The sequence below is a fragment of the Methylobacterium oryzae genome, from assembly GCF_036441375.1.
Lineage (GTDB): Bacteria > Pseudomonadota > Alphaproteobacteria > Rhizobiales > Beijerinckiaceae > Methylobacterium > Methylobacterium oryzae_A.
This window is the reverse complement of the sequence record NZ_MLCA01000006.1, coordinates 355,095-367,380: the sequence shown is the minus strand read 5'-3', so window position 1 is coordinate 367,380 and position 12,286 is coordinate 355,095. Positions and strand designations below refer to the sequence as shown.

Sequence of the window (12,286 nt, the reverse complement as noted above, 5' to 3'; positions counted from 1 at the left end):
ATCTTTGATGACGAAAATCGGATTCCGCCCCGTCACGCACCGGCCGCCCGGCACTGCGGGGCGGCCGGGACGGAGCCTCAGGCCTCGCCGCGGGCGACCAGGGCCACGTACTCGGAGACCTCGAGCTTTCCCTCCTGGGCGACGCGGGCCTTATCGGCGTCGCTGATCACGTCGCCCGCGAGGTCGAGGCGCTTCCAGGCGGCGAGCGGGGTCTCGCGGCCGGGCCGCGGCACGTACTTGTTCTGCTCGAGCTTCTTGTACTTGTGGATGTAGCGCGGACAGTTGACCCAGATCTTCGTGACCGCGACCTTCACGAGGTACTTGGCCTCGGTGTACTCGGCCATGAGGGCGTCGTCGCGCAGCAGCGACGCGTGGCCCTGCACGCGGATGCGGTGGGGCGTCTCGAAGTCGATGAACAGCAGGCCGACCTTGGCCTGACCCTCGATGTTGCCCATCGAGTAGAACATGCCGTTGCCGTCGAAGCCTGGGAACACGAGCGTGTTGGCGTCGAGCACCTTCACGAAGCCGGTGGGGCCGCCCTTGTAGGAGACGGTCGGCATGCCGTCGGGGTCGACGGTCGAGAGGAAGAACATGTCGCGGGAGCCGATGAAGGCGGCCTCGTCTGGCTGGACGCTCTCGTGGACCCAGTCCTCGTCGAGGCGCACGGCGAGCTTGGTGGTGCCGAACTCCTCCTGCAGCGCCCGGTGCGCGTCGGAATAGAGCGATGCCATGGGTGTCCTCTCCGCTTGCCGGTCCTCGTGCAGGCGAGACCGCTGCCGGGCTTATGGCCGGGATTTCCGGTGCCGGACAACCCGGAACGCGAAGGGCCGGCCACGCCTTCGCGCGACCGGCCCTCAAGCGCGGCCGAGCAGAGCCCGGCCGCGCGATCCGAAGCGATCAGTTGCGGGTCTTGTCGACCAGCGCCTTCTCGGAGATCCACGGCATCATGCCGCGGAGCTTGGCGCCGACCTCCTCGATCGGGTGGGCGGCGAGCTTGGCGCGGGTCGCCTTGAACGAGGTCTGGTTGACCCGGTTCTCCAGCATCCAGTTGCGGGTGAAGATGCCCGACTGGATGTCGTTCAGCACGCGCTTCATCTCGGCCTTGGTCTCGGGCGTGACGATGCGCGGGCCGGTGACGTACTCGCCGTACTCGGCCGTGTTGGAGATCGAGTAGTTCATGTTGGCGATGCCGCCCTCGTAGATGAGGTCGACGATCAGCTTCACCTCGTGGAGGCACTCGAAATAGGCCATCTCGGGGGCGTAGCCCGCCTCGACCAGGGTCTCGAAGCCGGCCTTGATCAGCTCGACGAGGCCGCCGCACAGCACGGCCTGCTCGCCGAACAGGTCGGTCTCGCACTCCTCCTTGAAGGTCGTCTCGATGATGCCGGCGCGGCCGCCGCCATTCGCCGAGGCGTAGGACAGGCCGAGGTCGTGGGCGTTTCCGCTCGCGTCCTGCGCGATGGCGATCAGGGTCGGCACGCCGCCGCCGCGGAGGTACTCGGAGCGCACGGTGTGGCCGGGGCCCTTCGGGGCGACCATCAGGACGTCGAGGTCCTTGCGCGGCTCGATCAGGTTGAAGTGGACGTTGAGCCCGTGGGCGAACAGGAGCGCGGCCCCCTGCTTCATGTTGCCCTCGAGGGACTCGCGGTAGATGTCGCCCTGCAGCTCGTCGGGGGTGAGCATCATCACCACGTCGGCCCACTTGGCGGCCTCGGCGACCGACAGGACCTTGAAGCCCTCGTGCTCAGCCTTCTTGGCGGTGGCGGAGCCCTCGCGCAGCGCGATGACGATGTCCTTCACGCCGGAATCGCGCAGGTTGAGCGCGTGGGCGTGGCCCTGGCTGCCGTAGCCGACGATGGCGACCTTCTTGCCCTTGATCAGGTTCAGGTCGGCGTCGCGATCGTAATAAACCCGCATGTCTGTCTCCTCTTAAGATCTGTGGTTCGGGTCGGGTTTGGCCCGGCCGTAGAGGGCCAGGAACTGCTCGACGGCGCGGCCCGCATCGCGCCGGATCTCGGCCCCGTCGAGGTCGAGGGTCTCGCCGAGCAGAAGTCGGATCTGGATATCCCGGCCGACGAGGCCGAAGAAGGTGCGGAACGCGGCCTCGCTGTCGGCGAAGGTGAGCAGGCCGGCTGCGCGCCCCGCCTCCAGCACGGGCTTCACCCGCTCGCCGATGGCGAAGCGCCCGTTCGCCAGGACGATGCCGCCGAGATTGCTCTTGCGCGAGCCCGCATGCGCGATGGCGATGCGGTTCAGCGCCACCGAGGTCGGGCCGGTGATGACCTCCAGCCACGTCACGGCGAAGTCCTGCAGGCGCTCCCGCAGGGTCGCGCCGTCGAGCACCTGCGCGGCGTCGTGCCCAGCATGGACCCGGGAGGCCTGCCAGCGCACGGTCGCGGTCAGCAACCCGTCGCGGTCGCCGAACCACTTGTAGAGCGTCTCCTTCGAGCAGCTCGCCCGTCGCGCGACGGCGTCCATGGTGACTTGCTCGCCGTCCTCGACCATGAGGCCGAGCACGGCGTCCAGCACCGCCTGCTGGCGGGCCGACGGGGCTTCCTGCTCTGCTGTAGCGCTGGCCTGCATCGTCTCGAAATGGCGTACCGTACCGTACGGTACGCCCTCTAGGCCGATTCGGCGGCCGCGGCAAGGGGGTGCCGCGGCCGAACCGCGTCAGCGCGGCAGCGGCAAGCCCTCGCGGGCGAAGACGGCCTGCACGGCCGGGCGCTCGGCGACGCGGCGGGCGTGGGCGGTCCAGGCCGGGAAGCGGCCGGCCATGTCGAACCGCAGCACCGGACCGTTGGCCCAGAACCAGAAGACCATCAGGTAGGCGTCGACGACACTGAAGCGGTCGCCCAGCGCCCAGCCGCCGTGCGAGAGGCGCACCTCGGTCATGGTGGCGAGGTCGGCGTAGGTGTTGGCCGCCTTCGCCTTGATGCCCGGAAAGGCGCTCTCGTCGTCGGAGTAGCGCTCGGGACGGCGGACATGGGCGTAGGTCACGTGGTGGTTGCAGGCGAGCCAGCCCAGCCACTCGTCCGCGGCCGCCTGCTCGCGCAGGTCCGCGGGCCACAGCCCCGTCTCGGGCACCTGACGGGCAACGTGGCGCATGATGGCCGCGCACTCGGTGAGGACCCAGCCGCCCTCGGTCAGGGCCGGCACGCGGCCGCGATCGTTGATCGCGAGGTATTCCGGCCGGCGCTGGTCGCCCGCGGCGAGGTCGAGCTTGATGCCCTCGTAGGGCAGCCCGGACTCCTCCAGGATGATGTGGGCGGCGAGCGAGCAGGCGCCGGGGGCGTAGTAGAGGGTGCGGGCGGTCATGAGAGATCCTTGATCGACGAAGTCGGGCGCCGCGTGTCCGCCACGGCGAGGCGACCGCAATCGGCTCGCCTCATCGATACAGCCGGCTCCCCGCAACAATGTTCGGCCTAGTGGCCAGATTTAAAGCGGCTCCGCCCCGCGTCCCATCGCGGAGATGCCGGTCCGGCAGATCTCCACCAGACCGATCACGCTCATCAGGCGCACGAACCGGTCGACATCCTCGGTGGCGCCGGTCAGCTCGAACACGAAGGAGTTGAGCGTGGCGTCCAGCGTCTTGGCGCCGAAGGCGGCGGCCAGTCGCAGGGCCTCGCTGCGGTGCTCGCCCTCGCCCTTCACCTTCACGAGGCAGATCTCGCGCTCGATGGCGTTGCCCTGGAGCGTGAGGTCCACGACCCGGTGCACCGGCACCAGCCGGTCGAGCTGCGCCTTGATCTGCTCGATCACGGCGTTCGTTCCGGTGGTCACGATGGTGATGCGCGAGATGTGGCGCGCCTCCTCGGTCTCGGAGACGGTCAGGCTCTCGATGTTGTAGCCGCGGCCGGAGAACAGACCCGAGATGCGGGCGAGCACGCCGGGCTCGTTGTCGACGATCACCGCGAGCGTGTGCCGGTTCACCGGCTCGACGCGGACGGCATCGGGGTAGTGGGTGTTCATCGCGTTCATCGCCGGCCTCGTCCTCGTCGTTCGACCCATCGCCGCCGCAGCGGCGGATCGCGGCCCGGCTTCGAGCCGGGCCGCCCTCCCTCACACCAGCATCTTGCCTTCCTCGGAGATCACGTCGCCGAGCTCGACGCCGGTCTCACCGAGGTAATCGGACAGGAGCATCTCGTTGTGCGCCTTGCCCGACGGGATCATCGGGAAGCAGTTCTCGGTCTTGTCGACGATGCAGTCGAAGATCACCGGGCCGTCGTAGGCGAGCATCTCCGCGATGGCGCCGTCGAGGTCGCCCGGCTTCTCGCAGCGCATGCCCTTGGCGCCGTAGGCCTCCGCGAGCTTCACGAAGTCCGGCAGGCTCTCCGAGTAGCTCTGCGAGTAGCGCGAGCCGTGCAGCAGCTCCTGCCACTGCCGGACCATGCCCATGTACTCGTTGTTCAGGATGAACACCTTGATCGGCAGGCGGTACTGCACCGCCGTCGATATCTCCTGCATGTTCATCAGGATCGAGGCCTCGCCGGCGATGTCGATCACGAGCCCGTCCGGGTGCGCGAGCTGCGTGCCGATCGCGGCCGGCAGGCCGTAGCCCATCGTGCCGAGGCCGCCCGACGTCATCCAGCGGTTCGGCTCGTCGTACTTGAAGTACTGGGCGGCCCACATCTGGTGCTGACCGACCTCGGTGGTGATGTAGGTCTCGCGGTCCTTGCAAGCCTCGTAGAGGCGCTGCACGGCGTACTGCGGCTTGATGATCGTGCCCGACGGCCAGTAGGCGAGGCAGTCCCGCGCCTTCCAGGCGTTGATCTTCTGGAACCACGGATCGAGGTTCGACTTGTCGGGCCGCGACGGCAGGGCGCGCCACGCCTCCAGCATGTCGGCGAGCACCGAGGCGCAGTCGCCGACGATCCCGACATCGACCTTCACGACCTTGTTGATCGAGGAGGCGTCGACGTCGATGTGGATCTTCTTGGAGAAGGGCGAGAACGCGTCGAGCCGGCCGGTGATCCGGTCGTCGAACCGGGCGCCGACGCAGATCATCACGTCGCACTCGTGCATCGCGAGGTTGGCCTCGTAGGTCCCGTGCATGCCGAGCATGCCCAGGAACTTCTCGTGGGTGCCCGGATAGGCGCCGAGGCCCATCAGGGTCGAGGTGATCGGGAAGCCGGTCTCGCGGACGAGCTCGCGCAGCAGGCGCGAGGCCTCGGGACCCGAGTTGATCACGCCGCCGCCGGTGTAGAAGACCGGCCGGCGCGCACCCGCCATCAGCTCGACGGCCGCGCGGATCCGGTCGGAATCGCCCTTCACGGCCGGGCGGTAGGTCTTGTGGCTCGCGATCTCGGGGCGCTCGTAGAGGCCGGAGGCGAACTGGATGTCCTTGGGCAGATCGACCACGACGGGGCCCGGCCGGCCGTTCGCCGCCACGTAGAACGCCTCGTGCAGGATGCGCGGCAGGTCGTCGATCGATTTGACGAGGTAATTGTGCTTCGTGCAGTGGCGCGTGATGCCGACCGTGTCGCATTCCTGGAACGCGTCGGTGCCGATCAGGTGCGTCGGGACCTGGCCGGTGATGCAGACCAGCGGGATCGAGTCCAGCATCGCGTCGGTCAGCCCGGTGACGATGTTGGTCGCGCCGGGGCCCGAGGTGACGAGGACGCAGCCGACCTTGCCGGAGGAGCGGGCATAGCCCTCCGCCGCGTGGACGGCGCCCTGCTCGTGGCGGACGAGGATGTGCTTGACGGCGTTCTGGTGGAAGAGCGCGTCGTAGATCGGAAGTACGGCGCCGCCCGGGTACCCGAACAGCGTGTCGACACCCTGATCCTGGAAGGCCCGGATGACCATCTCGGCCCCGGTCATGACCTCGCCGCCCATGCTCGTCTCCTCGCGCTCTCCGGAGCCACCGCGATCCCGTGATCGCCGCCCTGCCCCGTCCTCTCTCCCGGCACCCCCGTCACGCGGGGCGGTCTCCGCCTCGCCCGAAGGTGCCTCTCGCCCCGGATCTCCGTCCGTCCCAGTCCTGTCCCGCCCGGACGCGGGCAACAAAAAAGGGCCCCGAGGGACCCTGCATGCGCCACCGCCCGGATCGCGGCCCTAGCTCAGGGCCGCCCCGTCGGTGACGCTACCGCTACAATAAGGACCGTCGTCATCGGAAACCCGAACCTGCCCCGCGGCGGCCCCATGATCCGGAACTGGCTCATGGTCGGCGCGCGGAGCGTCGGGCCTCTTAGCGGAGTGCGCGGGGCCGGTCAACGCGTCCGCGCATGCAATCGGGCCGGATCCGCGCCGGTTCAGTGCCGGAGCCGCGCGCTCAGTGCAGCGGCGGCGGGAAGCGGCGGCCCCAGCTGCTCGCCGCGTCGTAGGCGGCGCCGAGCTGCAGGCAGGCGAGCTCGCCGTGGTTCGGGCCGACGATCTGGATGCCGGTGGGCAGCCCGGCCTCGCCGAACCCGGCCGGCACGGCGAGGGCCGGCAGGCCCGACATCGTCGCCGGGATCGTGATCTGCATCCAGCGGTGATAGGTGTCCATCGCGTGGCCGCCCACCGTCTCGGGCCAGCGCAGGGCCTTGTCGAACGGGAAGACCTGGGCGCTCGGCATGACCACGTAGTCGTAGGCCTCCATGAAGCGGCGCAGGGTCTCGTACCAGCGGGTGCGCCCCTCCAGCGCCGCGATGATCCGGTCGGCGCCGAGCGCCAGCCCCCGCTCAACCTCCCAGGCCGCCTCCGGCTTGAGCAGGGCCCGGTGACGGGGCTCGTCGTAGAACGGGCGGAGGTTCGCCGCGACGGTCAGCGCCCGCAGCACCAGCCAGTCCTCCCAGAGCCGCTCCATGTCGTAGCGCGGCGTCGCCTCCTCGACGATGCAGCCGATCTCCGCGAAGGTCGCCAGGGCGGCGCGCCCGACGTCGAGCACGCCGCGATCGAACGGGATCTGGCCGCCGCAATCGCCGAGCCACGCGATCCGCGTCCCGCGGAAGTCGCGGGCGAGCGGGCTCGCGAAGGCCGACGGGTCCTGCCGGATGGCGTTCGGGCAGCGCGGATCGTAGCCCGCCAGCACCGAGAGCATGAGGCCGATATCGCCGGGCGTGCGCCCGATCGCCCCGAGCACACCGAGGTTCGGGCTGAACACGTCCTTCGCCTCGGCGGGGATCCGGCCCCAGCTCGGGCGCAGGCCGTAGCAATTGTTGAAGGCCGGCGGGTTGCGCAGGGAGCCGGCATGGTCGCTGCCGTCGGCGACCGGCTGCATCCGCAGGGCCACCGCGACGGCGGCGCCGCCGCTCGACCCGCCTCCCGTCTTGTCCGGATCGTAGGCGTTGCCGGTGGCGCCGTAGACCGGGTTGAAGCTGTGCGAGCCGAGGCCGAACTCGGGGATGTTGGTCTTGCCGATGAAGATCGCCCCGGCGGCGCGCAGGCGCGTGACCATGATCGAGTCGGTGTCGGCGACCCGGTCGGCGAAGATCGGCGAGCCTTGCGTGAACCGCAGGCCGCGGACCGGGTCGAGGTCCTTCACGGCCAGCGGGAAGCCGTGCAGCGGCCCGACGTCGTCCCCGCGCGCGAGGGCGGCGTCGGCCGCCTCGGCCTCGCGCAGGAGCGCGGCGTCGTCGGCGAGGCCCACGAGGGCGTTCACCCGCGGGTTGATCCGGTGGATCCGCTCCAGATAGGCGCGCATCACCTCGGCGCAGGAGACGATCCGGCCGCGGATGGCGGCGGCGAGGTCCACCGCGCCCATGGCGGTGATGCCGTCCTGTCGCGCGTCCTGCATCTTGCCCTCCCCCGGATCAACGGAAGATCGGTAACCGGAGGTTGGATCCAGGCAAAGATGGCTCGGCCGATTGAATGGATCGCCGATCATCGTCTTTGCGAGCGCAGCGAAGCAATCCAGCAGCGATACGTCTTGCGAAGTCGCGCTGCCCTAGGTCGCTTCGCTGCGCTCGCGATGACGTGGCGCAGCCTTCGCCTCGCGCCGTCACGCCACCGACCAGGGCAGGGTCTCCTCGCCCCGGAACACCACCACCGCCGTGTCGTCGACCGCGACGGCCTCGGCGACGCGGCTCTCCCGGCGCTCCAGGGTGACGGTCCCGGCATTCGGCTCCAGCCCGTGGAAGCGGGCGCCGTTGAGCGACGCGAAGGCCTCGAACTTGTCCAGCGCCCCCTCCTCGTCGAAGACCTGCACGTAGGTCTGGAGCGCGGAAGGCCCGCAGAACACGCCGGCGCAGCCGCAGGACGCCTCCTTGGCGCCGCGGATATGCGGGGCGGTGTCGGTGCCGAGGTAGAAGCAGGCCTCGCCGGAGGTCGCGGCCTCGCGCAGGGCGAGCCGGTGCCGCTCGCGCTTGGCCACCGGCAGGCAGTACAGGTGCGGGCGCAGCCCCCCCTGGAAGATGTGCGTCCTGTTGATCACGAGGTGGTGCGGCGTGATCGTCGCCGCGCACCGGCTCCGCTGCTCCCGGACCACGTCGAGGATCTCCGCCGTGGTGGCGTGCTCGACGGTGACCTTCAGCCCCTGATGGCGAGCAAGCAGCGGGATCAAGCTGCCCTCCATGAAGGCGGCCTCGCGGTCGAAGATGTCGATCTCCGGGTCGGTCGCCTCGCCGTGGATCAGGAGCGGCATGCCGATCCGCTCCATGCGCTCCAGGACGGGGGTAATGCCGACGAGGTCCGTGACGCCCGCGTGCGAGTTCGTGGTCGCCCCGGCCGGGTAGAGCTTGGCGGCGACCCAGACCTTCTCGGCGAAGCCCCGCTCGATCTCGTCCGGGTCGGTGTCGTCCCGCAGGTAGCAGGTCATCAGCGGGGTGAAGTCCATGCCGGCGGGCAGGGCCGCCAGGATGCGCTCCCGGTAGGCCTGCGCCGCGGCGACCGTTGTCACCGGCGGCACGAGGTTCGGCATGATGATGCCCCGGGCGAACTGCGCCGCCGTGTAGGGCAGCACCGCCTTCAGCATCGCGCCGTCGCGCAGGTGGATGTGCCAGTCGTCCGGCCGCCGGATCGTGATCCGGTCGACGGTCTTCGCGTCCTGGCGCTCGGCGGGGAACAGGTCGGCGACGCTCATCGCGCGATGCCCCTCAGGCCTGGCCGAAGGCGGAGATGCCGCCATGGGCGGCGGACCACGCGGCCGGCGCGTTGAGGAAGCTCTCGACCTCGGCCAGCGTCTTCGGGTCGAAGGTGCCCATCTCCTTGGCCACCGCCAGCACGTCCCACCACGTGGTGAGATAGTGGAGCTTGATGCCGATCTCCTCCATCAGCGCGGCGCTGTCGGGGAAGATGTCGTAGTAGAACAGCACGAAGCAGTGATCGACCTGGGCGCCCGAATCGCGCAGGGCCTTGCAGAAATTGACCTTGCTGCGCCCGTCGGTGGCGAGGTCCTCGACCAGCAGGGTCCGGGCGCCCTCGACGATCTCACCCTCGATCTGGGCGTTGCGGCCGAAGCCCTTGGGCTTCTTCCGGATGTACTGCATCGGCAGCATCATCCGGTCGGCGATCCAGGCCGCGAAGGGGATGCCGGCGGTCTCGCCGCCGGCGATGTGGGTCAGCTTCTCGTAGCCGATCTCGCGGACGATGGTGGCGGTGGCGAAATCCATCAGCGTCGAGCGCAGGCGCGGGAACGAGATGATCTTCCGGCTATCGGTGTAGACCGGGCTCGCCCAGCCCGAGGTGAACTTGAACGGCTCGTCCTTGTAGAAGAGCACCGCCTCGATCTCCAGGAACATCTTGGCCGCCTCGCGGGCGATCACTTTCCGGTCGAGGGGCAGGAAGGGGCTGGTCATGCGGCGTGCGCGCTCCGCTTGGGGCGCTCTCCGGGGCCTTGAGAACCGGTCCGGCCAGAGAGATCGCGTGGGAATAGGGCCTGACCGCCCTCCTCCGCCCTGTCTCCGCCAGCGTCAACCCTGATCGCCGCGCTATCCGCGCCTCAAGCAGGTCTGCCGGCCCGCAGATGCGCGAGATGCCGGATCGCCAGCGCGTAGCCGTGCGTGCCGAATCCCGCCAGCACGGCCGTGGCCGCGAGCGAGATGTAGGAATGGTGGCGGAAGGCCTCGCGGCGGTGGACGTTCGAGATGTGGCACTCGATCACCGGCACCTCGCAGGTGTTCAGCGCGTCGAGGATGGCGACCGAGGTGTGGGTGTAGGCACCCGCGTTGATGACGATGCCGGCCGAGCCGACGCGGTACTCGTGGATCGCGTCGATCAGCACGTGTTCGGCGTTGCTCTGGCGGAAATCGACCGCGAGGCCGAGACCCGCGGCGGTCTCGCGGCACAGGGCCTCGACGTCGGCCAGCGTCTCGCGGCCGTAGATCTCCGGCTGGCGCTTGCCGAGCAGGTTCAGGTTCGGCCCGTTCAGGACCAGGACGGTGTCGTTCATCGTGTGCCTCGCGGGCCGAGAGGTGCGGCAAGCGCCGGCGAGACTCAAGTCCCGGCTGTCATCCGGCCGGAGATGTCCCGCACACGGAGCTGCCGCCCGCGCCGGGCGGTTCAGATCCCGGTCCCGGGGCGCTATCCCGGTCGCGGTAGCCCGATGAGGCAGGGAGGACAGGCGAATGGCAGGATCCCGGAGCGAGGCGCCCGTGGTCATCGCGGTGGCGATCACCGGCTCCGTGCCGCGCAAGGCCGACAATCCGGCCGTTCCGGTCACCGTGCCCGAGCAGATCGAGTCGACGCAGCGGGCCTTCGAGGCGGGCGCCACGCTCTGCCACATCCACGTGCGCAACGACGACGAGTCGCCCTCCTCCGACCCGGACAAGTTCGCGGCCGTGCAGGAAGGGCTGCGCAAGCACTGCCCGGGGATGATCGTCCAGTTCTCGACGGGCGGGCGCGGGCGCGACCCGGCCGCCCGCGGCCTCTCGCTCAAGCACCGGCCCGACATGGCCTCGCTGTCCACCGGCTCGGTGAACTTCCCGACGATCGTCTACGAGAATTCCGCGAGCCTCGTGACCGACCTCGCCGGCCAGATGAAGCAGTACGGCGTCCGGCCCGAGATCGAGATCTTCGACCTCTCGCACCTGCACGGCGCCAAGCGACTCGTGGAGGCGGGCCTGATCGACGCGCGCCCGCACGTGCAGTTCGTGATGGGCGTCCAGAACGCCATGCCGGCCGAGGAGCACCTCCTCGACATCCTGCTCGCCGAGACGCGCCGGATCCTGCCGGAGGCGACCTGGACGGCGGCCGGGATCGGCCGCAACCAGGCGATCGTGATGGAGTGGGCGCTCGCCCGCGGCGCCGACGCGGTGCGGACCGGCCTGGAGGACAACATTCGCGTGACGAAGGACCGTCTGGCGGCCAGCAACGCCGAACTCGTGGGCCTCGCAGCCGAGGCGGTGGCCCGCCACGGCCGCCGCGTCGCCACGCCCGAGGAGGCCCGCGCCGCGCTGGGTCTTGCCTGAGCCCACCTTCTCACGAGCCGGGCGGCGTGCTAACGATCCGCCCGCGCGGGTGTAGCTCAATGGTAGAGCAGCAGCCTTCCAAGCTGAATACGAGGGTTCGATTCCCTTCACCCGCTCCAAGCCTGCCCGCCGCGCCGGGCGGCGTACGGCCTTTCCGGCCCCTCTCCCATCCCGTCAGGCGACGCCCGTGAAGAAGGCGGCGTAGCCGTCCTCGTGCACCCGGGCGAGATAGGCCCGGTACGGGGCGTAGCCCGGCTCCTCCGGCCCGATCCGCCCGTACCCGTGCGCGCCCGCCTTCTCGGGCAGCAGCGCCAGGGGGGCCGCGGCCGGGGTCAGCTGGGTGCCGCGCCCCGCGTGGAGCGTGGTCAGGACCCCGTACATCTCGCCCTGGATGTTCGGCCGGCACAGCACCGCGAGACGGTGCTGCCCGTGCCAGTTGGTCACCAGGTAGATCATGCCCGACTGGCTCGGCACGGCGACGCTCCCGGATTGCGCGAAGGGGGCGTCGAGCCGCTCGGCCTCGCGGAACACGAGGCGGGCCGCGTCCGCGTCCCAGGCGATCTCGGTGCGGTAGGCGAAGATCGCGCCCGCCGACCCGAACGAGGGCCGCAGGGTGAGGTAGCGCCCCTCGATCCAGGCCACGCTCTCCCGCGAGTAGGAGCCGAGCTCGTCGGGCGCGTGCCGGACCGCCTCCGGGGCCGGCCGTCCCGTCTCCTGGCGGAGGGACTGGCCCAGGGCCTCCTCCAGCCGGATCGTCGTCGCCAGGGTGAAAGGCCGGCGGCCGGCGAGCGCCTTCTCCAGGGTCGAGATGCTGATCCGGGCCTCCTCGGCCAGCGTCTGCCGGGAGATGCGCCGGCGGGCCAGCGCCTCGCGCACGGTCTGGGCAATGGCGCGGCTCTGCGCCTCGGACAGTTCGATCTCGCTCACAGGCACGGCTCGCACGGGCTTGACCCGCACAG

General features: G+C 70.0%; 12 protein-coding genes and 1 tRNA gene. 2 read left to right on the top strand and 11 right to left on the bottom strand.

Features of this window, described 5'->3' with window-relative positions:
* Nucleotides 1-77: 77 nt before the first annotated feature.
* From MOTC310_RS12275 to aroQ, 10 genes are all read right to left on the bottom strand, one after another.
* Nucleotides 78-731, bottom strand: coding sequence for a pyridoxamine 5'-phosphate oxidase family protein (locus MOTC310_RS12275; protein WP_331301960.1), 654 nt, complete (start codon nucleotides 729-731; stop codon nucleotides 78-80).
* A gap of 166 nt (nucleotides 732-897) precedes the next feature.
* Nucleotides 898-1,917 (bottom strand): ketol-acid reductoisomerase, encoded by a 1,020-nt coding sequence (gene ilvC, locus MOTC310_RS12270; protein ID WP_091679273.1) that lies wholly within the window; start codon nucleotides 1,915-1,917, stop codon nucleotides 898-900.
* 12 nt (nucleotides 1,918-1,929) lie between these two features.
* Nucleotides 1,930-2,583, bottom strand: coding sequence for a TetR/AcrR family transcriptional regulator C-terminal domain-containing protein (locus MOTC310_RS12265; protein ID WP_331294134.1), 654 nt, complete (start codon nucleotides 2,581-2,583; stop codon nucleotides 1,930-1,932).
* Between the two features lie 87 nt (nucleotides 2,584-2,670).
* A complete protein-coding gene (locus MOTC310_RS12260) occupies nucleotides 2,671-3,315 on the bottom strand; it encodes a glutathione S-transferase family protein (RefSeq protein WP_331301959.1) in 645 nt (214 codons plus the stop codon).
* A 120-nt stretch (nucleotides 3,316-3,435) separates the two neighbouring features.
* Nucleotides 3,436-3,978, bottom strand: a complete 543-nt coding sequence (gene ilvN, locus MOTC310_RS12255) for an acetolactate synthase small subunit (RefSeq protein ID WP_020090724.1) — start codon at nucleotides 3,976-3,978, stop codon at nucleotides 3,436-3,438.
* Between the two features lie 81 nt (nucleotides 3,979-4,059).
* On the bottom strand, nucleotides 4,060-5,835 hold the full coding sequence (locus MOTC310_RS12250; RefSeq protein WP_331301958.1) for an acetolactate synthase 3 large subunit: 1,776 nt from the start codon (nucleotides 5,833-5,835) through the stop codon (nucleotides 4,060-4,062).
* Nucleotides 5,836-6,271: 436 nt separating this feature from the next.
* Nucleotides 6,272-7,717 (bottom strand): amidase, encoded by a 1,446-nt coding sequence (locus MOTC310_RS12245; RefSeq protein WP_331301957.1) that lies wholly within the window; start codon nucleotides 7,715-7,717, stop codon nucleotides 6,272-6,274.
* 204 nt (nucleotides 7,718-7,921) lie between these two features.
* On the bottom strand, nucleotides 7,922-9,001 hold the full coding sequence (gene pyrC / locus MOTC310_RS12240) for a dihydroorotase (protein ID WP_331301956.1): 1,080 nt from the start codon (nucleotides 8,999-9,001) through the stop codon (nucleotides 7,922-7,924).
* A 13-nt stretch (nucleotides 9,002-9,014) separates the two neighbouring features.
* Nucleotides 9,015-9,716 carry an orotate phosphoribosyltransferase gene (locus MOTC310_RS12235; RefSeq protein ID WP_331294141.1) on the bottom strand — a complete coding sequence of 234 codons (702 nt, stop codon included), beginning with the start codon at nucleotides 9,714-9,716 and terminating at the stop codon, nucleotides 9,015-9,017.
* Nucleotides 9,717-9,859: 143 nt separating this feature from the next.
* A complete protein-coding gene (gene aroQ / locus MOTC310_RS12230; RefSeq protein ID WP_091977797.1) occupies nucleotides 9,860-10,309 on the bottom strand; it encodes a type II 3-dehydroquinate dehydratase in 450 nt (149 codons plus the stop codon).
* 175 nt (nucleotides 10,310-10,484) lie between these two features.
* Here aroQ and MOTC310_RS12225 point away from each other — a divergent pair, with 175 nt between their 5' ends.
* Together MOTC310_RS12225 and MOTC310_RS12220 are read left to right on the top strand one after the other, a co-directional pair.
* Nucleotides 10,485-11,327, top strand: a complete 843-nt coding sequence (locus tag MOTC310_RS12225; RefSeq protein WP_331301955.1) for a 3-oxoadipate:acetyl-CoA acetyltransferase — start codon at nucleotides 10,485-10,487, stop codon at nucleotides 11,325-11,327.
* A 45-nt stretch (nucleotides 11,328-11,372) separates the two neighbouring features.
* A tRNA-Gly gene (locus MOTC310_RS12220) sits at nucleotides 11,373-11,446 on the top strand.
* Between the two features lie 55 nt (nucleotides 11,447-11,501).
* Here the strand turns inward: MOTC310_RS12220 and MOTC310_RS12215 are convergent.
* A complete protein-coding gene (locus tag MOTC310_RS12215; RefSeq protein WP_331301954.1) occupies nucleotides 11,502-12,254 on the bottom strand; it encodes a helix-turn-helix domain-containing protein in 753 nt (250 codons plus the stop codon).
* Nucleotides 12,255-12,286: the final 32 nt, after the last annotated feature.

What these genes read in the sequence shown, in the direction of transcription:
- MOTC310_RS12275 (WP_331301960.1), bottom strand. Translation starts at nt 731, where the DNA reads ATGGCATCGCTCTATTCCGACGCGCACCGGGCGCTGCAGGAGGAGTTC.
- MOTC310_RS12250 (WP_331301958.1), bottom strand. Translation starts at nt 5,835, where the DNA reads ATGGGCGGCGAGGTCATGACCGGGGCCGAGATGGTCATCCGGGCCTTC.
- MOTC310_RS12225 (WP_331301955.1), top strand. Translation starts at nt 10,485, where the DNA reads ATGGCAGGATCCCGGAGCGAGGCGCCCGTGGTCATCGCGGTGGCGATC.
- MOTC310_RS12235 (WP_331294141.1), bottom strand. Translation starts at nt 9,716, where the DNA reads ATGACCAGCCCCTTCCTGCCCCTCGACCGGAAAGTGATCGCCCGCGAG.
- MOTC310_RS12265 (WP_331294134.1), bottom strand. Translation starts at nt 2,583, where the DNA reads ATGCAGGCCAGCGCTACAGCAGAGCAGGAAGCCCCGTCGGCCCGCCAG.
- aroQ (WP_091977797.1), bottom strand. Translation starts at nt 10,309, where the DNA reads ATGAACGACACCGTCCTGGTCCTGAACGGGCCGAACCTGAACCTGCTC.
- MOTC310_RS12245 (WP_331301957.1), bottom strand. Translation starts at nt 7,717, where the DNA reads ATGCAGGACGCGCGACAGGACGGCATCACCGCCATGGGCGCGGTGGAC.
- ilvN (WP_020090724.1), bottom strand. Translation starts at nt 3,978, where the DNA reads ATGAACGCGATGAACACCCACTACCCCGATGCCGTCCGCGTCGAGCCG.
- ilvC (WP_091679273.1), bottom strand. Translation starts at nt 1,917, where the DNA reads ATGCGGGTTTATTACGATCGCGACGCCGACCTGAACCTGATCAAGGGC.
- MOTC310_RS12260 (WP_331301959.1), bottom strand. Translation starts at nt 3,315, where the DNA reads ATGACCGCCCGCACCCTCTACTACGCCCCCGGCGCCTGCTCGCTCGCC.
- pyrC (WP_331301956.1), bottom strand. Translation starts at nt 9,001, where the DNA reads ATGAGCGTCGCCGACCTGTTCCCCGCCGAGCGCCAGGACGCGAAGACC.